The organism is Tessaracoccus zhenghani, assembly GCF_054552775.1.
In genome coordinates this window covers 2,076,339-2,096,721 of the sequence record NZ_CM137275.1, presented here as the reverse complement: position 1 = coordinate 2,096,721, position 20,383 = coordinate 2,076,339, and the positions used below count along the sequence as shown (strand labels likewise).

The 20,383-nt window shown below is 69.9% G+C and carries 18 protein-coding genes; 9 read left to right on the top strand and 9 right to left on the bottom strand.

The window, feature by feature from the left end; genetic code table 11:
• Positions 1 to 37: 37 nt before the first annotated feature.
• From ACX1DX_RS09945 to ACX1DX_RS09915, 7 genes are all read right to left on the bottom strand, one after another.
• Positions 38 to 2,728: an AfsR/SARP family transcriptional regulator gene (locus ACX1DX_RS09945; protein WP_459396478.1), complete on the bottom strand. Its 2,691-nt coding sequence runs from the start codon at positions 2,726 to 2,728 to the stop codon at positions 38 to 40.
• Position 2,729: 1 nt separating this feature from the next.
• Positions 2,730 to 2,912: a hypothetical protein gene (locus tag ACX1DX_RS09940; RefSeq protein WP_182763397.1), complete on the bottom strand. Its 183-nt coding sequence runs from the start codon at positions 2,910 to 2,912 to the stop codon at positions 2,730 to 2,732.
• Between the two features lie 110 nt (positions 2,913 to 3,022).
• A complete protein-coding gene (locus ACX1DX_RS09935; protein ID WP_459396477.1) occupies positions 3,023 to 3,898 on the bottom strand; it encodes a type II secretion system F family protein in 876 nt (291 codons plus the stop codon).
• Positions 3,895 to 4,554: a type II secretion system F family protein gene (locus ACX1DX_RS09930; RefSeq protein WP_245244033.1), complete on the bottom strand. Its 660-nt coding sequence runs from the start codon at positions 4,552 to 4,554 to the stop codon at positions 3,895 to 3,897. The genes ACX1DX_RS09935 and ACX1DX_RS09930 overlap by 4 nt, the downstream gene beginning before the upstream one ends.
• A 188-nt stretch (positions 4,555 to 4,742) precedes the next feature.
• The gene (locus ACX1DX_RS09925) at positions 4,743 to 6,194 is read right to left on the bottom strand and encodes a TadA family conjugal transfer-associated ATPase (protein WP_459396476.1); all 1,452 of its coding nucleotides are present in this window, start codon (positions 6,192 to 6,194) and stop codon (positions 4,743 to 4,745) included.
• On the bottom strand, positions 6,191 to 6,991 hold the full coding sequence (locus ACX1DX_RS09920) for a P-loop NTPase family protein (protein ID WP_459396475.1): 801 nt from the start codon (positions 6,989 to 6,991) through the stop codon (positions 6,191 to 6,193). The genes ACX1DX_RS09925 and ACX1DX_RS09920 overlap by 4 nt, the downstream gene beginning before the upstream one ends.
• Positions 6,991 to 7,635: an SAF domain-containing protein gene (locus ACX1DX_RS09915; protein WP_459396474.1), complete on the bottom strand. Its 645-nt coding sequence runs from the start codon at positions 7,633 to 7,635 to the stop codon at positions 6,991 to 6,993. Before ACX1DX_RS09915 ends, ACX1DX_RS09920 begins: the two co-directional genes overlap by 1 nt.
• A gap of 205 nt (positions 7,636 to 7,840) precedes the next feature.
• On the opposite strand from ACX1DX_RS09915, the gene ACX1DX_RS09910 reads away from it, so the two are divergent.
• Together ACX1DX_RS09910 and ACX1DX_RS09905 are read left to right on the top strand one after the other, a co-directional pair.
• The gene (locus ACX1DX_RS09910; RefSeq protein ID WP_459396473.1) at positions 7,841 to 8,674 is read left to right on the top strand and encodes a hypothetical protein; all 834 of its coding nucleotides are present in this window, start codon (positions 7,841 to 7,843) and stop codon (positions 8,672 to 8,674) included.
• Between the two features lie 10 nt (positions 8,675 to 8,684).
• Entirely contained in the window at positions 8,685 to 9,746 is a 1,062-nt protein-coding gene (locus ACX1DX_RS09905; protein ID WP_076061531.1) for an NAD(P)-dependent alcohol dehydrogenase, read from the top strand.
• A gap of 7 nt (positions 9,747 to 9,753) precedes the next feature.
• On the opposite strand, the gene rocD is transcribed toward ACX1DX_RS09905, so the two are convergent.
• Positions 9,754 to 11,847, bottom strand: a complete 2,094-nt coding sequence (gene rocD / locus ACX1DX_RS09900; protein ID WP_459396472.1) for an ornithine--oxo-acid transaminase — start codon at positions 11,845 to 11,847, stop codon at positions 9,754 to 9,756.
• Positions 11,848 to 12,039: 192 nt separating this feature from the next.
• Between rocD and ACX1DX_RS09895 the strand changes: the two genes are divergently transcribed.
• Together ACX1DX_RS09895 and ACX1DX_RS09890 are read left to right on the top strand one after the other, a co-directional pair.
• Complete coding sequence (locus ACX1DX_RS09895; protein ID WP_459396471.1) at positions 12,040 to 12,483, top strand: SRPBCC family protein; 444 nt, start codon at positions 12,040 to 12,042, stop codon at positions 12,481 to 12,483.
• Positions 12,484 to 12,506: 23 nt separating this feature from the next.
• On the top strand, positions 12,507 to 13,820 hold the full coding sequence (locus tag ACX1DX_RS09890; protein ID WP_459396470.1) for an MFS transporter: 1,314 nt from the start codon (positions 12,507 to 12,509) through the stop codon (positions 13,818 to 13,820).
• Positions 13,821 to 13,836: 16 nt separating this feature from the next.
• Here ACX1DX_RS09890 and ACX1DX_RS09885 read toward each other — a convergent pair whose 3' ends face one another.
• Positions 13,837 to 14,817, bottom strand: coding sequence for a ribose-phosphate diphosphokinase (locus ACX1DX_RS09885; RefSeq protein WP_459396469.1), 981 nt, complete (start codon positions 14,815 to 14,817; stop codon positions 13,837 to 13,839).
• Between the two features lie 202 nt (positions 14,818 to 15,019).
• Here ACX1DX_RS09885 and ACX1DX_RS09880 point away from each other — a divergent pair, with 202 nt between their 5' ends.
• The 5 genes from ACX1DX_RS09880 to ACX1DX_RS09860 are packed head-to-tail and all read left to right on the top strand — an operon-like array spanning position 15,020 to position 20,195.
• Positions 15,020 to 16,207: an ABC transporter substrate-binding protein gene (locus ACX1DX_RS09880; protein WP_459396468.1), complete on the top strand. Its 1,188-nt coding sequence runs from the start codon at positions 15,020 to 15,022 to the stop codon at positions 16,205 to 16,207.
• A complete protein-coding gene (locus ACX1DX_RS09875) occupies positions 16,207 to 17,094 on the top strand; it encodes an ABC transporter permease (RefSeq protein ID WP_459396467.1) in 888 nt (295 codons plus the stop codon). Before ACX1DX_RS09880 ends, ACX1DX_RS09875 begins: the two co-directional genes overlap by 1 nt.
• Positions 17,091 to 17,909, top strand: a complete 819-nt coding sequence (locus ACX1DX_RS09870) for an ABC transporter permease (RefSeq protein WP_459396466.1) — start codon at positions 17,091 to 17,093, stop codon at positions 17,907 to 17,909. Before ACX1DX_RS09875 ends, ACX1DX_RS09870 begins: the two co-directional genes overlap by 4 nt.
• On the top strand, positions 17,906 to 18,976 hold the full coding sequence (locus tag ACX1DX_RS09865; RefSeq protein ID WP_459396465.1) for an ABC transporter ATP-binding protein: 1,071 nt from the start codon (positions 17,906 to 17,908) through the stop codon (positions 18,974 to 18,976). Before ACX1DX_RS09870 ends, ACX1DX_RS09865 begins: the two co-directional genes overlap by 4 nt.
• Positions 18,977 to 19,025: 49 nt before the next feature.
• A complete protein-coding gene (locus ACX1DX_RS09860; RefSeq protein ID WP_459396464.1) occupies positions 19,026 to 20,195 on the top strand; it encodes a TIGR04053 family radical SAM/SPASM domain-containing protein in 1,170 nt (389 codons plus the stop codon).
• Positions 20,196 to 20,383: the final 188 nt, after the last annotated feature.

Below are 20,383 nucleotides of genomic sequence, written 5' to 3'. Positions count from 1 at the left end.
TGAAGCGGGGCGGGTGGCGGTTGCCACCCGCCCCTCCTCATTCGGACAGGGCCCGCCGGGCGGGCGTCTGCATCGCGTCCTGGACCCGGATGGCGAGTGCCGGCTCGAGGTCACGGCCTTCAGCCCGCAGCGCCCGGTTGAGCCGGACGACCGCGTGCTCCGCGTCGGCCTGACTCCCGGCCCTGAGGAGGGCCTCGATCTCCCGCACGGCGAGCGCGTCGTCTGAGGGCGAGCCGAGCCGACCCCGGGCGATGGCCCACATGGCGGTCTCGAGGTCTCCCTGGTCCAGCGAGCGGTCCGCCAGGACGCAGGCGGCGTCGACGATCATCGCGATCATGTCGGCGCGCAGTTGCTGGGCCCATTGCCACTGGAACCCGAAGGTGCCGAGCGGCTCGCCGCGGACCATGGCGAGGGCGTCCCGGAGGGCGTGGCTACCCGCCATATTCACGCCGCCGCTGAGCAGGGCGACGAACTGCTCCCAATCCGAGGTGACGCGTTCGTCGAGCGCGATCCTTCCGGTGTAGGCGTCCGGTAGGTAGGGCTGGCCGGCTGGGTCCGCACCCAACCAGGTGCGCAGCCGGCTCATGTTCGAGCGGCGGGTGGCATCCGCCACCTGGAGGTCGCGCAGCATCCGGCTGGGCGTGGCACCGGGGTTCTGGAGCAGCCAGGCACAGTACTCCAGGCACTGCCCCAGCGCTCGGGTGGGAGCGATGCCGGTGGTCCCGCCGAGTTCCACCGGCCCGAGGAGGGAGAGTACGGGATGGGGCGGTGAGCTGAGCCTGGTGGTCATGGGTCGCTCCTCGGGGCGGTCCAGCCGGGGGAGGGGGAGAACGTTGGGTGGGAGATCGTCGTCGCCCTTCCACCAAGGAGCAGGCTCCGTGTCCAGCCGGCCGGTGGTGGCGAACAGTTCGACGAGCGCCCGGCGGGCCGGGGCGGTGACGAGCTGAGGGGTGAACGTGCGACCCCGGAACAGACCCTGCTCCTCGCTGACGAGCACCTGGGCGAAGCGCAGGGGGGATGGGCCCACCGTCGGCGCCACCACTGAGACGCCCACCTCGCCCAGCGCGAGGGCATCGCCCACCGCGTCGAGGTGAGCAGGCTCCAGACGTTCCAGGAAGACGACGACGGTGGGCGCGAAGGCATCGCGCAGGTCGTCGTCTGCGCGCATCGCGGCCAGCGTGCCCTGGCGCATCGCGAGTCGGCGCTCGGAACAGAGGCGTGCCAGCCTGTGAAGGCCCGCCGCCGTATCGTTCTCGCTGCTGACGCGTGGGTCGTCGATGGCCCGCACCCAGTCGTCGCCGCCCACCACGACCAGCGACACGCTGCTCGCCGACGGGTTGCAGGACAATTCCGTCACGATGGCACCGAGCGCCGACACGGCCTCGTCGCCGTCGAACAGGACGGCTCGCTCGGCCTCGAGGTCCGCGTTGACGGCTTCCTCGCCGTCCCACCCGAGCACCACGGCGGTGGGTCCGGAAGCTGGGGCCCCGGCCACCGTCGCCTCGGATCTGTGCGCCAACGCCGTCCAGAACTGCGAGACCTCCCGGGGCACGGGGATCAGGCGCCGGCCCAGCGCCCGGGCGAGCACCTGTGCCCGACGCCGCGTCGCCACGCCGAGCAGCACGGAACTGGCCAGCGCCGCGCCCACTGGTTCGAGCATCCCGGAGAAGTCCTCCGCTGATCCGGTGTCCTGATCGTCGGCGTCCGCAGCTTCGTCTGTCTCTGTGGCCTCCTGGCCAGCCGCGGCAGGGGGATCCTGAGGGTGCTCCGGTGGCGCCGCGTCGATGGGGTACCCCCGGCCGAAGGCCTCAGCAACCGCCTCCTCGGGTGACCTTGGTGGGGACGTGGTGGGCGACTCGGCCTGCTCGACGGTGGGGGGAGTCGTCGGCTCGGCGACTGCCTCGGGGGCCGGTTCTGCGACGGGAGCGACGGCGCCTGCAGCGCCCTCAGGCAGGCGGAGTTCCCACCCCACCTCGATCAGGTCCGGGTCTGCCACCGTGTCGGCGTTGGCGCGGTGCAGCTCAGGCCAGCGGCTGGGATCTCCCAGTTCGGCGCCGGCGATGTGCCAGAGGGTGTCGCCTTCCTGAACCACCACGGTGTGCGGAGGTTCTGCGGCGTCTTCGGGCAGGGTGAGGATGGCGCCCGGGTGGAGACGCGAGACGTCCGAGACGCCCTCGTTCAGCGCCACGATCTCCCGCCAGCGCTCTCCCGAACCCAACTCCCGCTCTGCGATGGCCCAGAGCTCGTCACCGGGCTGCACCGTATAGCCACGCCCGGCTGGGGCGGTTGACGAGGCGGCGGGCGCCGTCGCGTCCATCCCCGCGGCGGCAGAAGCGCGTGGTGGCTCTGCGACAAGTGGGGCGGTGCCGCCATCTGCCATGGCGAGGGTGGGGGAGGCCACCGCCGCCATCACGAGGGCGCCGACGGCCGGACGTAGCCAGCCGGTGCCCGGCAGCGTCACGCGGATCCGCTGCCTGCTGAGGACCGCAATCAGCTCCAGCAGCACCGTGAGCGCCACGACCGCCCACGCGGCCCAGGCCACGACGCTGAAGAGCCCCAGGATGAGCCGGGAATCTGCCCCCAGGGTGAGGGCCGCGACCCAGTCGACCCCCAGCAGGTGGGTGGCGTCGGTGAACCGGTACAGGAACCACGGCACGCCGACGAGCAGCGCGCCCAAGGCGAGGATCGCCGAGCCCGCCGAGGCCAACCGGATGCCGAGAGTCCTCACGTCAGCCCGGCAGGTTGTCGGTCACGTAGGCGGTGATGACCGTGATGATGATGACGGCGATGCCGGCCGCTCCCGCGAGCAGGATGGCGTTCTCGGTGCTCTGGCTGAGGCCACGCTCGTCGCGCCGCGGGGCCGGAACGAGGGTGCGGACGATGAGTTCTACGGTCTGGTGGATTGCTGACATGGTTCCTCCTCAAAGGACACTCTGGTTGATGGGGAGCTCGGTACACCTGTTATCAACAGGTCTGGCAGGAAAGTCGGAAAAGTTGTCCACAAGGGGAGAAAGGCTTGACATCAACCCCCGATCAGGGTGAGGAGCGCCGGGGCGACCAGGGCGACGCCGAGCAGGAGCGCGGGGATGGTCATCCAGAGGGTCATCGCCTCGCTGGCCTCCTGCGCCTTCGCCTTCTGCTGGCTGAGGTGCGCGTCGCGCAGTTCGCGCACGCGGGCGCGGAGGGCGTCGGCGACACCGGCGCCCTGCTCTTCGAGTTGCATGACGTCGCTGAAGTCTGCCAGTTCCGGAATGCCCCACTCCGCCGCGATGCGCCGGAGCTCCGGCCACGGTTGCACCTGCTCCATCCGCGCCCGCTCGAGGCCGGCGGAGATCCGCCTGAACAGCGCGGCGTCGGAGATGGCGGCCGCGTTCGCCGCAGCCTGCGCGGCCGAGGCGTTGGCGAGGCGTTCCAGCACGGCCAGGTCGAAGAACGTGTGGATCCCGTCGACCGCTGAGCGCTTCTGTTCCTCGGAGCCGGAGCGCAGCCGGAGATCCGCGATGAAGTAGCCGGCGGTCGCTCCGGCCAGCGCCACCAGGAAGGGAGTGAGGCCGACCGGGCGTCCCATCGCGAACTGCAGCCCGCCCCAGAGGGCGGGGAGGAAGAATCCAGTGACCGTCCAGACGAGCTTCTCCACGAAGAAGTCGCCGACGGTGCGGTCCTGCATGAGCAGCAGCCGCTGTTGCCGGGCGGTGAGCGGCAAGCTGAGCCGACGGTGGAGGCGCTCACCCCAGTTGTCGACTCCCACGGAACCGGCTGGTTCGGCCGGGGTCTGTCGCCGGTCGAGCAGCGCCAGCGCGTCGTCCAGCCGGACGGGCGCAGTGAGTGCCCCGCGGATCACCAGCAACGACCCGAAGCCCGTGAGCATGCCGAGGGCGATCGCCAGCCCCATCATCACGACCGGCTCCTCAGGAAGCGCGGCGCCATGGGCGGCACGGTCTGGCGCCGCAGCACCACCAGGCAGCCCAGGTAGGCGCAGGCCAGGGTGACGGCGAGCAGTTGCCCCAGCGGGGAGCGGTAGGGCGCGAAGAACTCGCCGTTGAAGAGCAGGGCCGCGCCCAGCACGGCCAAGGTGATGTAGGTGACCTGCCGGACGACCGCCCTGGGCTTCGCGCGCTCGGCCGCCACTTCCCGCAATGCGCGCAGCCGGTCCTGGCTGGTGTCCGAGAGCGCCGCGAGGGTGGCACGGGCACCGGCCCCACCACGGCCTGCGGCGATCACCAGGGCGGCGACCACCGCGTCGGCATCTGCTGAGCGCAGTTCATCTGCGAGCGCGAAAAGCGCATCACGCATCGTCCACCGCTGATCGAGGCGCACGCACAGCCGGACGACCGGCTCGGTGAGGACTGGCGGCACTTGTTGCCGGGTGGCGAAGATGGCATCACGGATGGACTTGCCCGAGGAGAGCGCGGTGGCGAGCAGCCTGACCCACCTGTCCAGCGCCGCGATCACCTCGATCTCCCGGTTCGGCGGGGCCATGAGCAGCAGTGGCACGATGATCGCCGCACCGGGCACCAACAGCAGGGCGGGCAGCCACCCCGTGATGACGGTCACCAGAACGCCGGCGCCCAGGGCGCCTCCGAACCACGCTCTGCGACGCGGCGTGAGGCTTGTCCACCACTGCCTGAGTCTTGTCCACAGGCCTGTGGATGAAGCTGTGGACAGGGGGTGGGCGCGGCGTAGACCAGCCACCAGCAGGGTGAGGCCCAACCCGACCGCGCACCCCATGGCGGCCGCCACCATCACCCCCACAGCGACGCCCCGTCGAACTCCGCGAGTTCCGCGGACATGGCGGCCTCAGGCTGGAACCACTCCTGCTGGGAGGCGGTTGCCGCCCGGTAGACGAGGTGCGTGGCGGGGCGGCCGGCTTCGACGGACCCGGTGAGTTGGCGCACCTCCGAGACGAAGCGGCGACGCTGACCGCCGCGCCACGTGTCGTCGGTGAGTTGCACGTGCACGAGGAAGTCAATGTGGTGCGCGATCTGGTTCATCGCGTCCTCGATGCTGAGCACGCGTCCCTGCGCCACCCGCGCGGCCAGACGGTCGATGGTGGAGGTGGCCGAGTGGGAGTGCGTGGTACTCAGCACCCCCGCGCCCGATTGCAGGGCCTCAAACATGGCGCCAGCCTCTGCGCCACGCACCTCTCCGACGACCAGCCGGGTGAGGTTCTGCCGCAGCGCCTCGGGGATGAGGTCCGCGACGGTGTAGTCGCCGACCCCGACGCCGCCGGAGGTCTCGCCCATCCCCACGCGGGCCTGGAGGGCGAGGACGTTGCGACGGTTGTGCAGCAGGTGGGTCAGGAGTTCGTAGTCCGTCTCCAGGGTGCCGAATCGTTCGTTGGGGTGGATGGCGGCAATCAGTGCCCGCAGGAGGGTGGTCTTGCCCGCTCCCTGGTCTCCCGAGATCACCACGGACTTCCTGGCGAGCACCGCCGACTGCAGCAGCCTGGCGACGTACGGCGGCAACATGCCGGTTTCGGCCAGGTCTGACAGCGTCACGTCGGTGAGCCGGTGCTGACGGATGACGACGCTCGGCCGGTACGACAGGCCGAAGCCGATCGCGTGCAACCGGAAGCGGCTCCCGAGGGCGAGGGTCATCGTCGGATGGAGGTCGTCGAAGGGGCGCGGCGGCGAGGCGGTTTCGCCCAGGAAGCGGATCGCGTCGACGAGCTCCTCGTCGGAATCCGCGACGGCGGGGTGGGCCACCCGCCTGCCGTCGCCGTACTGGATCATCACCGAGTCGCAGCCGTGGATTTCGATGTTCTCGGCCTCCGGGATCTCGAAGAGCGGTTGGAGCCGCCCGTACCCGAAGATGGCGCTCTCCACGGCGTCGGCGTAGCGCGTCTCGAGTTCCATGGGCCACAGCGCCTCGCCGGAGTCGCCGAGCGCCTGGGCGTGAGCATGGACCACGCGCCGGATGACGGAGCGGCCCTGGACGCGCCTGTCGGCCTCAGGCATGGGCTGGCCGTGGCCGTTGAGCCATTCGGAACCGGCGAGGGAAATCGCCTCGGCCGCCTCCCGGCGGAGTGTCACCACCAGCTGCCAGTCCACGGTCGACGGCGGCCCAGGCATGCGCGGCGGCGTGGCGGGCGAGCTGGCAGCCCGCGCGGCACGCGTCGGCAGCATGGCCCCGGCCGGGGAGGCGCCGAGCCGGCCGAGCGCTCCCGACAACGGTGGGAGTTCGTGCACGCTCATCTGATTCCTCCGCTCACCAGCGTCGCTGCCTGCCGCGCCCGGCTGAGTCGCTCTGAGACCGCCTTCGCGTCCGCCCTCAACCGGCCCATGAACGATCCTTCGAAGAACCGGCGCGGCTCGCGCTCGCCATCGCTGAGGACGTCGGCGGACTTCTGCTCCCACGGCACCTCGGCCCAGACGGGCACGGCGAACTGGGCCGCGATCTCCGAGGCCGAGTACGGCCGCCCGCCGCCCACCACCACCAGCCCCACGGCGGGCTGCCGTGAAAGCGCCGCCACCTGATCATTCAGCGTGGGCAGGTGGATCCGCGCCCCCGCCAGGGAGCGAAGTGACGAACGGACGGTCAGTAGCACCACGTCTGCGGCGCTGAGGAGACCCAGCGGCAGGCCGCTCGTCGAGAGGCGACCCGCGTCGATCAGCACGTCGACGCCCTGACCGTCGAGCGACTCGAGTGCCTCGCCGAGGACCGGCCACACGTGCTCGAAGAGCCGGGACGCGCCAGGGGACGTGAACCCCGGGAGGAACCGCCGCTGCACGTCGCCGCCGTCGACGAGGGGGAGGGTCTGGCGCCACAGCTCTGGGGCCAACGGGCTGCCCTCCCGGTTGAGGTGCGCGAGGCTCATGAGGCCCCGGCCCCCGTGGTCCATGCCCCGCAGGTAACCGGCCTGCACCGACTGACCGGGCTCGCGGTCGCAATCCGCCAGGAGCACGTGGCGCGGCCAGGTGAGCGCGAAGCCGAGCGACGCCGTCGTCACGCCGGGGGCGCCCGTGGCGGAGGTGAGGAGGATGACCGCCATCAGCCCTCCGTCGTCACGACGAGGGCCACCTGATCCGCTGCCGACAGCCTGGCGACGGTGTCGGCCTCCCCGTCTGCCACCTGGACGTCGAGTGCGTAGCTGGCGCCGTCGTCGAGCAGTTGCGGACGGGTGGCCACCAGAGCATCGACGGCGGTGTCGGCGCCGTCGAGCAGCCCGACCAGGCGCACCGTGGTGCCGGGCGGCAGGTCGCTGGCCGGCAGCTTGCCGAGCGCCAACCGCAGGCCCACGAGGGTCTGTCCTGCGGGGAGTGGTTCCTCGCCCACATGGCGACGCAGGGGGAAGGACCCCTGAGGCAGATCTGTGCGCGCGACCTGCCCGACGAGGGACTCCAGCGATTCGGCACCCTCCGCCGCGACTGCCAGCGAACCGGGCACTTCGAGCACCATGAGGTCGTCGCGGTCCACCACGTCGCCCCTGGCCACGTCGACCGCCATGGCCACGACGGCCCGTTGGTCCGCGTTCATCGTGTAGAGCAGCGCGGCGCCTATGCCACCCAGCGTCACGAGCAGCACGCCCAGCGCGATGAGCTTCGGGCTGCGCCGGGCTCGGAGTTGGACCGCCTCGGGCCGCGGCGCCGAGGGCGGTGTCACGTCTGGTTTCGTCGGTCTGTCCGTGTTGAGCATTGGCCCCCTCCTGCGAACGCGAATCTAGGCCGCGAAGGGGTCACTTCCTGCACTCAGCGCGAGGGCTGTGGATAACTCGGGCGGGCATCGGCAATCAGCCGCCGTGAGTGATGGCAACCGGTAGCATTGGCCCGGCTTGATTTCCTGAGAATTCTAAGGAACTCTTGTCCTGTCGGAATCGACGAAGATCATCGGGAGACAACACGTGCGCAAACTGATCGCCTCGCTCGCAGCGCTGGCTGCTGTAGCGGTTGGCTCGATCGCCGCCACCACCGCGGATGCGCTTCCGATCGCCCCTGAGCCGGTCGTACCGGTCACCGGCATCCCCAGCCCCTGCGCCTCCACCTTCCCGTTCCCCGACGGCGCGTCCATCGAGGACATTCAGGCGCAGCTCGCCGCCAACTTCGGCTTCAAGCTGGCCGGCTCGCAGTGGACGGAGGCGCGCCGCCCGTCGATCAAGATCCTCTGGGAGACGCTCGACGCCATGGAGTGCACCTCCTACCGCAAAGACCTGCAGAGCAAGGTCACGGGCACCGTCGGCATCAACACCACCAACATCCGCGGCTACGCGTGGGGCGACTGGAGCCTCACCAGGAGCGGCTACGTCTCCCTGGATTTCGCCAAGTTCCAGCGCGCGCTGGATTCCGGTGACGAGGGACGCCTGACCCGCCTCGTCGCCCACGAGTTGGCCCACGTGCTCAACTCGGACCGCTACTCGGAGCCGGCCTACTGGACCGATTTCAAGAAGCTGTACGCCAAGGAAGGCCGCTTCTCGGAGTACGCCGGCAGCAAGGTCACCGAGGTCTGGGCGGACGTCATCGGCTACTACGTGGGCCGCTGCGCGCTCGACAACCCGTACGACACGGGCGAACACGACGCGTACTACGCCTACGCCAAGGACGTCATCTTCGGCGGCAAGGAATTCGGCCCGCCGCCGGGCGAGCCCATGAACTGCACCGTGCCGGACGCCAGCGCCGAGGCGCCCATGCCCGGGCCGGAGTCCGACGCCGAATGGCTCGTCGGTTTGGGCGGCGAGTAACCTCGGGTTCATGCCTGAGGTCATCGCCTACGCCATCGACTCGCCCACCGGCCGGTACGAGAAGACCACCATCACCCGCCGGGAACCCGGCCCCACAGAGGTCTACTTCGAGATCGCCTACGCGGGCATCTGTCACTCCGACATCCACACCGCGCGCTCCGAATGGGGCGACACCATCTACCCGCTCGTCGCGGGTCACGAGATCGCAGGCGTGGTCACGAAGGTGGGCTCAGAGGTCACCAAGTTCGCCGTCGGCGACCGCGTCGGCGTGGGCTGCTTCGTGGACTCCTGCGGCGAATGCGAGATGTGCAGGGACGGTGAGGAGCAGTTCTGCACCGCGCCCGCCGGCCAGCGCACCGTCGGCACCTACAACGACCGCGGACGCGACGGCGAACCCACCGCCGGCGGCTACTCGCAGGGCATCACCGTCGAGCAGGACTACCTCATGCGCGTGCCGGACGAGATGTCGCTCGAGCACGCGGCGCCGCTCATGTGCGCCGGCATCACCACCTACAGCCCGCTGAAGCACTGGGGTGCAGGCCCGGGCAAGCGGGTCGCCGTCATCGGCATGGGCGGGCTCGGCCACGTCGCCGTGCAGTTCGCCGCCAAGATGGGCGCAGACGTCACCGTGTTCGGGCGCACGCTCGCCAAGCGCGACGACGGGCTGAAGCTCGGCGCGTCGGATTATGTCTCCACCCAGGACCGCGACGCCATGAAGAAGATGCGCGCCTCCTTCGACATCGTGCTGTCGACCATCTCAGACGGCGTGGACCTCAACGTCCTCGTCGGCCTCACCAGGCCCCACGGTGTCGTCGTCAACGTGGGCCTCCCGTCGGACGGCAACGCCACCGTCGGCCTGGGCCGCCTCATCAGCGGCAACCGCGTCATCGCCGGCTCCAACATCGGCGGCATCCGCGAGACCCAGGAGATGCTCGACTTCTGCGCCGACTACGACGTCCGGCCCATCATCGAGGTGATCCCGGCCAGCCAGATCAACGAGGCCTACGACAACGTGGTGGCCTCGAAGGTGCGCTACCGCTACGTGATCGACGCCTCGACGCTGGCAGACTGAGCGCGCCTCAGCTCTCCAGCACCAGGCGGAGTTGCTCCAGCGCCCAGTCGATCTCCGTCTCGCCGATCACCAGCGGCGGCGCGATGCGGATGGTCTGCCCGTGCGTGTCCTTGACGAGGACGCCGCGCGCCATCAGCTTCTCGCTGATCTCGCGCCCGGTGCCGAGCGGGGGATCGATGTCGACGCCCGCCCACAGGCCCGCTACGCGGATGGCCGTGACGCCGTGCCCGAGCAGCCTGCCGAGCCCCTGGGCGAGATGCTCGCCGAGCCTGCGCGCACGCTCTTGGAACTCGCCGGTCTCCAGCATCTCCACCACGCGCAACCCCACCGCCGCCGCCAGCGGGTTGCCGCCGAAGGTGGAGCCGTGTTCCCCGGGCCGCAGCACGCCGAGCACCGCGCGGTCCCCGACGACGGCGGAGACGGGCAGGATGCCTCCGCCGAGCGCCTTGCCCAGTAGGTAGAGATCGGGCGCGACGCCCTCCCTGTCGCAGGCGAAGGTCTCGCCGACACGGCCCAGTCCTGACTGGATCTCGTCGGCGATGAACAGCACGTTGCGCTCGTCGCAGATCTCGCGGATTCGCCGCAGGTAGCCCCGGGGCGGGATGATCACGCCCGCCTCACCCTGGATCGGCTCGATGAGCACCGCCGCGGTCTCCTCCGTGATGGCGGCGGCGATGGCGTCGGCGTCCCCGTAGGGCACCTCGTCGAAACCGGGCGTGAACGGGCCGAAGTCGTTGTGCGCCACGGGGTCGTCGCTGAAGCTGATGATGGTGGTGGTGCGGCCGTGGAAGTTGCCCGCGGCCACGATGATGCGCGCCTTGTCCGCGGGGATGCCCTTGACGCGGTAGCCCCAGGCGCGGGCCACCTTGATGCCGGTCTCGACGGCCTCAGCGCCGGTGTTCATGGGCAGCACCATGTCCTTGCCGCAGAGCCTCGCGAGCGCCTCGGCGAACGGCTCGAGGCGGTCGGTCATGAAGGCGCGGCTCGTGAGCGTGACCCGCTCCAGTTGGCGGGTGGCGGCGTCGACGAGTGCCGGATGGCGGTGGCCGAAGTTCACCGCCGAGTAGGCGGCGAGAAGGTCGAGATAGCGCCTCCCGTCCACGTCGGTCATCCAGACGCCCTCGGCGGACGCGATCGTCACCGGCAGCGGGTGGTAGTTGTGGGCGACGTGCGCCTCCGCACCTTCGGGGTGCGGGCCCGCCGTCGCCATGTGGCTGCCGCGCAGCTCCAGGGTGCAGCACTTGATGCCGCCGCCCCCGAGCAGCAGCTCAGACAGGTCGAGCGGGATGGGGTTGTAGCCGCGTGCGCGCAGCTGGTTCGCGAAGTCCTCGGCCCCGGGCGCGATGACGACGTTGTAGCCGTCGCTCACGCAGTTCAGCCCGAACACGGCGCCGTCCTCGTCCGACACGCGGATGGCGTCGGGGTAGCGATCCTCGAGGATGGCGCGGCTGGCCGCGTCGAAGGCCCCGGGCTGGTACGCGATGGTGGCCCTGGCCGGCGCCCCGTGCTCCGTGCCCTGGACGGGGTCGAGCACGGCGATGGCTGTGTCGAGGTGGTAGTAGCGCGCGTCGATGAGGTTCAGCGAGACCACGTCGCGGCCGAAGATGGCCCCCACTTCGCGGTGGCTGTCGTCCGTGGAGCGGAACCCGGTGCCGGCCAGGATGGTGTTGCCGACGAGGAGGAAATCTCCCTCGCCCTCGTTGACCTCCGTCGGCTCCACTGTGTCGAAGCCGTGGGTGCGGAACCACTCGGCGAACGCCGGGGCCTCCCCGGCCCGCTCCTCGAAGAGGCACTTCGGCAGGTAGGCGCGGCCGTCGATGAGGAAGCCGCCGTTGGCCGTGTAGACCATGTCGGGATAGCCGGGGACCGGTTCGATCAGCTCCACCTCGTGGCCCAGGCTCAGATACAGGTCGTGCAGCTTCTGCCACTGCGCGATGGCGCGGGCGGTGTCGGTGGGCCTGCCCGGCTCCATCCAGGGATTGATCGCGTAGGTGACCGTGAAATGCTCCGGCCGGCACATCAGGTAGCGACGGTGCTGGGCGGTGCGTCGCTCCATCGCGCGGATGGGGGTGGGGGCTGGGGCCGTTTCCGTCGTGGACATGATGCTCCTCGGGAATAGACGAGGCGGACGCTGTCCCAGGGCCCGGCGGAACTTCCACCCGCCGCCCATCAGGAGCGGGCGGGGAAGATGCGACACGGGCACGCCAATTTCATTCTGGCATCCGTCCCCGCGGTTTACCACCCCCATTTCGGGGGTCGCGGTGAGCCGGTCGCGACCTCGTAGGCTGGGGCCATGAGCCGCTTCACGGTCACGCTGCACGCCGATTGTCCGCCTCCCGAAGCGCTCAGCCGCGTGCTCGACCTCCGAGCCCACAGCAGGCACATCCCGTTCACCACGCTGACCCCGGCGCCGTCGTTCGCCGAACTGGAGACCGGTGTGCGGTTCGTCGCCCGCACCGCGATCGGGCCGTTCGGCTTCGACGACCCCATGGTCGTCGAACACATCGACGCGGGTCCCGGCCGCTGCTCGGCCCGGCTGCGCAAGCAGGGGCGCGCCATCCGTGGGCTGATCCGCGTGGAGTGCCTGCCCGACGACGGCGGGGCCACCGTCATCTGGCGGCAGGCGGTGCACCTGCCGTGGTGGCCACGCAGGCTCCACTGGCTCGCCGTGCCGGTGCTGCGGGCCGGCTACCGCCGGGTCCTCCAGCGCTTGCTTTCCGAATCACTGGCTCCGTAACCGACACGAGTAGGGTTCGTTTTGTGAGTACAAGCGGGTACGGCCGAGCGGCCTGGGTGGTGTGGGGGGTCGCCCTCCTCGCCTACGCGGTCGCCGTCATGCACCGCACCTCGCTCGGCGTGGCCGGGCTCGAGGCCGCCCAGCATTTCGGCACCACACCGGGCATCATCTCTACCTTCGTGGTGCTGCAGCTCGCGGTCTACGCGCTGGCCCAGGTGCCCGTCGGGCTGCTGCTCGACCGGTACGGATCCCGCCTCGTGCTGACCGGCGGCATCCTGGTGATCGTCGGGGGCCAGATGGTGCTCGCGCTGGCCACCGAGCTGCCCCTGGCCTATGTCGCCCGGATCCTGCTGGGCGTCGGCGACGCCTGCATCTTCAACGGCATCCTCAAACTCCTGCCACGCTGGTTCGAACCGCGTCGGATCCCGGTGCTCACCCAGATCACCGGCATGTTCGCCGGCTTCGGCCAGATCGCGTCGGTGGTCATCGTGCTGCCGGTGATCCAGTTGCTCGGCTGGCGACTGGGGCTCCTCACCGTATCCGGCGCCAGCGCGCTGGCGGTGCTGGCAGTCATCGGGTGGGTGCGCAACGCGCCGCCGGGGGAGGACGCGGGCATGGTCGTCGACCCGCTGCGCGAGATCCCGGGGCGGATCGCCGACGTGACGCGGCATCCGGCGACGCAGCTCGGATTCTGGGTGCACTTCACCTCCGGCTTCTCGATGAACGCCTTCCTCTTCATGTGGGGCATGCCGTACCTGATCGTTGCCCAAGGACTGTCGCAGCTCCAGGCGTCTGGGCTGTTCACGGTGCTGTCCGTCGCGGCGATGTTCGCGGGGCCGGTCATCGGCGCCCTCACCGCCCGACATCCGCTGCGCCGCAGCACGCTGGCGCTCATCGTGGTGTGCTCGTTGATTGTGGTGTGGGCCGCGGTGCTGCTCTGGCCGGGGCGCGCCCCGGGTGCCCTGCTGTTCCTGCTGGTGCTGGTCCTCGCGGTGGGTGGGCCGGGCACCGGCATCGGCTTCGACTTCCCCCGCACGTCGTTGCCGACGACGCGGCTGGGGGCGGCCAACGGCATCGTCATCACTGGAGCGTTCACCGGCGGCACCCTGCTCATCCTGCTGATGGGCGTGTTCCTCGACTGGATCGCGGGCGGCGACGCCTACACGCCGGAGCACCTGCGCCTGGCGTGGGCGCTGCAGGCGCCGTTCTTCATCGTCGGCATCGGCGGGATTCTGCTCAGCCGCCGGAAGCTCCGCACGCTGATGGAAGCCCAGGGGGTCGTCGTGCCGAGTTGGCGCGAGGTGCTCGAGAGGCTGCGTCGCCGCCGGGGCAACTGACCCGCCACGGGGTCCGTCAGAAAAGACCATCCGGCTGGGGCGGCGGGGCGTGCGACGGATCCACGTCGTTGAACAGCTTCGAGACGGAGCGGCCGTTGTGGATCCGGTCGATGGCGCTGGCGAACAACTGGGCGACACTCAGGCACGTGAGGCCCGGGAAGTTCTCCGGTGCCGGCACCGTGTTGGTGGACACGATCTCCTTGATGGCGTCCACGGCCAGCAGCTTCTCCACCGCGTTGCCCGTGAACAGCCCGTGCGTGCAGGCGACACTCACCTCCGCAGCGCCGAAGGCCTGCAGCGCGCGCACGATCTCCACGATCGATCCGCCGGTGGCGATCTCGTCGTCGAGCACGATGGCGCGCTTGCCCCGGACGTCGCCGACGATGGCGTCGATGACCACCTGGTCGTCGGCCAGCCGCTGCTTCGAGCCCGCGGCGACGGGGAGATTGAGCAGCCGCGACAGGAGCGTGGCCTGCTTGGCGTTGCCCAGGTCCGGGGAGACGACGACGCAGTCAGTGAGATCCCGCTCGCGGTAGTGGTCGGCGATGACGCCCAACGCGGTGAGGTGGTCCACCGGCACCGAGAAGAAGCCGTGCACCTGCGGAGCGTGCAGGGCCATGGTCAGCACGCGGTCGACGCCCGCCGTCGCGAGCATGTCCGCCACCAGCTTGCCGCCGATGGAGATGCGGGAGGCGTCCTTCTTGTCGGACCGGGCGTAGGCGTAGTGGGGGATGACGGCGGTGATCTGACCGGCCGACGCGCCGCGGGCGGCGTCGATCATCAGGAGCAGCTCCATCAGGTGCTCCTGGGTGGGAGGCACGAGCGGCTGCACGATGTAGACGTCGCGTTGGCGGCAGTTTTCCAGCAACTGGGCCTGGAGGCAGTCGTTGCTGAAGCGGGAGATCTTGACGCCGGAGCGCCTCATCCCCAGGTGGTCACAGATCTCGTCGGCCAGCTCATGATGCGCCGACCCGGAGAACACGACGATGCCCTTCACCGGCCGCCCCTATCTTGTTGGACTGGCCTCAGCCTAGCGAGCCGCGCAGGATCCATGGCCAGCGGTTCACCGACCGGCCGGCGACAGCCACGTTTCCTGCTGTTCACCCGGCGTTCAGCCAGGACGTGCGCGCCGTTCAGGTCGGGGGCATAGCTTTCCACGGCGGTGGCCAGATGGCCGCCCCTGAAGAAAAGGAACGCTCATGCGTGCAATCCGTACCGCCGCTTTCGTCGGCCTGGCCGCGTTGGTGACCCTCACCGCCTGCGGCGCCGACACCACCCCGGCCGACGGCGAGAACGCCGCCGCCGCTGACGCCACGGCTGCCGGCGACGCCTGCGCCCCCGTCGACATCGAGGCCAAGGCCGCCGAGATCGACGCCGCCACCGCCACCTCCGCCGCCGACTTCGGTGGCCTCGACGGCCTCATCGCCGCCGCGAAGGCCGAGGGTCAGCTCAACACCATCGCCCTCCCGCACGACTGGGCCAACTACGGCCGCATCATCGACTGCTTCAAGAACACCTACGGCATCACCATCAACGAGCAGGCCCCCGACGCCTCCTCGAAGGAAGAGATCGCCGCCGCCGAGGCCAACAAGGGCACCGACAAGGCCCCGGACGTGTTCGACCTGGGCACCAACGTCGCCCTCTCGTCCACCGACCACTTCGCGCCCTACAAGGTGGAGAAGTTCGACGACATCCCCGCAGACCAGAAGGAGGAGACCGGCCTCTGGGTCTCCGACTACACCGGCGTCATGGTGGTGGGCTACAACAAGACGCTCTTCGGCGAGATCACCTCGCTCGACGAACTGACCGACGAGAAGTTCGCTGGCACCGTCGCCCTCAACGGCAAGCCCGCCGAGGCCGGCGCGGCCTTCAACGGCTTCCTGTTGGCGAACCTCGCCAACGGCGGCTCCATGGAGGACACCCAGCCCGGCATGGACTACTTCATCAAGCTCAACGAGGCAAAGACCCTCAACCTCACCGACGTGACCCCAGGCACCATCGAATCCGGTGAGCACGGCGTCGTCTTCGACTGGTCCTACAACATGGTGCCCGTCACCGAGAAGCTTGAGGCGCAGGGCGTCGAGTGGGCCACCTTCCTCCCGGAGGACATCACGCTGGGGTCCTACTACAAGCAGGCCATCAACGTCGACGCCCCCAACCCGGCCGCGGCGCGCCTGTGGCAGGAGTTCCTGTTCTCGGCCCCCGCGCAGAACCTCTGGGCCGAGGGCGGCGCCGTGCCGGTGCTGAACGTCCTCTTCGCCGACGAGTTCTCCGACGAGGCCAAGGCAGCGGCACCGCAGGTGGAGAGCCTCGTGTCGCCCACCTCCGAGCAGTCCGACGCCATCACCGCGTTCCTGCAGGAGAACTGGGACAAGACGATCTCCTGATGTTCCAGACGGCAGCGGGCGTGACAGCCCCCAGATCACGCGTCGCGCGGCAGGTCCGCGACGCGGCGGTGACCCTCCCCTTCTTCGGCTATCTCGTGATCTTCCTGTTCCTGCCCACGATCATCGTGATCATCGGCGCGTTCCGGAACCGGGCCGGGGAGTTCACCCTCGACGGCGTGGCCAAGCTGTTCACGCCCGCTACCGTCCAGATCTTCACCACCACCGCCTGGCTGGCGTTCGCGTCGGCCCTCATCGGGGCGGTGGTCGGCGGGGTCGCGGCCTATGCGCTGGCGACCGTGCCCACGACGTCGCCGCTGCACCGCGTCTACACCGCCGTCTCGTCGGTGCTGGCGCAGTTCGGCGGCGTCATGCTCGCGTTCGCCTTCATCTCCGTGCTGGGCAAGAACGGCAACTTCACGCGGCTCATGGCGGACTCGTTCGGCGTGACGCTCCCCGGCGACTTCCTCACCTCCATCCCGGGACTCATCGTCGTGTACTGCTACTTCCAGATCCCGCTGATGATCATCGTGTTCCTGCCTGCTGTCGCCGGCCTGCGCCAGGAGTGGCGCGACGCCACCGAGAACCTGGGCGGCTCCGGCTGGACCTTCTGGACGCGCGTGGCGGGGCCCATCCTCGCGCCCAGCTTCCTCGGCAGTTTCCTGCTGCTGTTCGCCAACGCGTTCTCGGCCTACGCGACGGCAGCGGCGCTGATCTCGCAGAAGACGATCATCGTGCCGATGGCGATCGAGGGGGCCATCCGCAACGAGAACAACACCGACATGGATTCCTACGCCCAGGCGCTCGCCGCCGGCATGATCGTGGTGATCGCCGTGGTGATGGGCCTCTACGCCCTCCTGCAGAAGCGCACCGCGCGGTGGACCCGATGAGCCGGGCCGCCACGTCGGCGCGCAGGCGGGCCGTCTTCCGCTGGGTGGTCCTCGGTCTCGTCGGCCTGTTCCTGGCCTACCCGCTCTACGCGCTGTTCGAGTTCTCCATCCGCTTCCCCCTGACGGGCGCCTACTCGTGGGACGCCTGGGGGCGTCTCATCGGGGCGGGCGACGCCGCACGCCTCGGCCCGCTCTACACCGGGCTGCAGAACTCGCTGGTCATCGCCGCCCTGACGCTGGTGATCATGTTCGTGCTGCTCCTGCCGACGATGGTGTGGGTGCGGCTGCGGCTGCCCAGCCTGACGAGGGTCGTCGAGTTCGTCGTCCTCCTGCCGTTGACGCTGCCGGCCATCGTGCTGGTGGTGGGCCTCGTGCCGGTGTACCGCTTCATCGCCACGCGGGTGCTCGACACCCACGCCATCTGGCTGGCGTTCGCCTACGTCATCCTCGTGTTGCCGTTCGCCTACCGGGCGCTCGACTCCGGCCTCAGCGCCATCGACGTGCGCACCCTCACTGCCGCCGCGCGCTCCATGGGCGCCTCCTGGCCGACGGTACTGCTGCGGGTGATCCTGCCCAACCTGAGCAACGCTGTGGCGTCGGCCGCGTTCATCTCGATCGCCGTCGTGCTGGGCGAGTTCACCATCGCCCGCATGCTCGCCCGCGAGAACCTCCAGACCGGCGTCATGCTGGTCAACCAGGCCGCGCCCCAGGTGGCGGCGGCCGTGTCCCTGCTCACTCTGCTGTTCGGCATCACGCTGCTGGTCGGGCTCAGCTACATCACGTCGCGCCAGCGCAAGAGGAAGGTCACATCATGAGCACGAGCAGTTCCGCGGTGGGCGTCGAGATGCGCGGCCTGCGCCGCAGCTTCGGCGCAGTGAAGGCCCTGGACGACTTCGACCTGGACATCCGCCCCGGCGAACTCGTCGCGCTGCTGGGCCCCTCCGGCTGCGGCAAGACCACCGCGCTGCGCGTGCTCTCCGGCTTGGAGGACCTCGACTCCGGCGCCGTGTCGGTGGGCGGCCGCGACATCACCCAGACCCCGCCGAACAGGCGCAACATGGCGATGGTCTTCCAGAGCTACTCGTTGTTCCCCCACCTCACGGTCGCCGGCAACATCGACTTCGCCCTCTCCATGCGGAAGGTGCCCGGGCGGAAGCGCCAGGCCATCATCGACCACCACCTCGAGCTGGTGGGGCTCATCGCCCAGCGCAACCGCTTCCCGCACGAGATGTCAGGCGGCCAGCAGCAGCGGGTGGCGCTGGCCCGGGCGCTGGCCTCGAACCCGGACGTGCTGCTCCTCGACGAGCCCCTCTCAGCCCTCGACGCCAAGGTGCGCGTGCAGTTGCGTGATGAGATCCGCCGGATCCAGCAGGAGCTCGGCACCACCACGCTGTTCGTCACCCACGACCAGGGCGAGGCCCTCGCCATGGCGGACCGGGTGGGCGTCATGCAGGCGGGCAGGCTGGAGCAGCTCACCTCGCCCCGCGAACTCTACGAGCGTCCCGCCACCGGTTTCGTGGCCCGCTTCATCGGCCAGACCAACGAGCTGCCGGGGGTCGTTTCGGCCGGGAACGTGCTCGTGATGGACCAGTGGCTGCCCGCGCTCCCCGGCTCCATCACGGAGGGCCGCGGCACCGCGTTGGTGCGCCCCGAGCGGATCACCGTCACCCCCTGCGAGGACCGGGCCGACGGCGGGGAGGGCAGGATGGCCACGGTGCGGCAGTTGTCGTTCCAGGGTGACCACGCCGTCGTGCACCTGGCGATGGCGGAGTCGGACCACGAGATCACCGCCTTCGTGACCGCCCGCGAAACGGCGGCGCTGTCCGAGGGCACCGACGTGTTGGTGGGCCTCGACCCGGTGCCGGTTCTGGTGGCGGCCTGAGCTGCGACGAGGTCCCCGGCCACGTACTACTGCCTGTAGGATCGCGGTCATGTCCCAGCACCCGATGCACCACCCGCAGTCGAAGGGTGTGGTGCGTACCCTGCACCACGACGCCGGCGATCGACCCCACGTCCTGGTGTGGGAGGTCACCCGGGCGTGCCAGCTGGCGTGCCGGCACTGCCGTGCCGACGCGTTCACGCGGGCGGATCCGCGTCAGTTGACCACCGAGCAGGGCAAGGCGCTGCTCGACGACTTCGCCGGCTACGGCACCCCCAAGCCCATCGTCATCTTCTCCGGCGGCGATGCTTTCGAGCGCCCCGACCTGGAGGAGCTCATCGCCTACGGCACCTCCATCGGGCTGCCCATCGCGCTGTCGCCGTCGGTCACCCCGCTGTTGACCGACGAGCGGCTCGCCTCGGTCCGCGAGGCCGGGGTGAAGGCGTTCTCGCTGTCGCTCGACGGCGCCACGGCAGAGACGCACGACTCGTTCCGCGGCATCGACGGCACGTTCGACGACACCATGAAGGCCGCGGAACTCGTGGTCAAGCACGGGTTCCGGTTCCAGGTGAACACCACCATCTGCCGCAACAACCTGCGGGAACTGCCGCAATTGCTCGCCACCACCATGAGCATGAAGGCGCACATGTGGTACGTGCTGTTCCTCGTGCCGATGGGGCGCGGCTCCAACCTCGAACCGCTCGACCCGGAGGAGATGGAGGACGTGCTGCACTGGCTGCACGACGTCTCGGACCGGGTCGCCGTCAAGGTCACCGAGGCGCCCAATTACCGTCGGGTCGCCATCCAGCGCGACGACCTCCGCGCAGCGGGCCAGCCCATGCCGGAGCGCGGTGAGCTCCACGCGTGGTTGACGGAGGAGACCGAGCGGCTGCTGGGCAGCGTTGTCGAACGCCGCACGCCGCGGCCGCCGATCGGGGTCAACAGCGGGCGGGGGTTCGCGTTCGTGGACCACATCGGGGACGTCTACCCGTCAGGCTTCCTGCCCCACAAGTGCGGCTCGGTGAAGGAGCAGTCGTTCCGCGAGATCTACGCGGAGGCGCCGATGATGAAGGCGCTGCGGGAGCCGTCGTCGTACTCCGGCAAGTGCGGCGTGTGCGAGTTCAACTGGATCTGCGGCGGCAGCCGCGCGCGGGCCCACGCCATGCTGGGCGACCCGCTGGCGTCGGACCCCACCTGCATCTACCAGCCTCAGGGGGCCTGACCGCACATCCTTCAGGTGGTCGACGGGTCGCCTGGGGCCGGATCGCCGTGGGCAAGGGGGCGCCCTTCTCGCCCATGTGGGACCCCACCCGCCGGAGATGTGGTCTCCACCGAGCCAGTCATCGGCGGGCACCCCCAACGCCCGACCTACCGCGAAGGGCGCCCCCTTGCCCACGGCTAAACGCATGC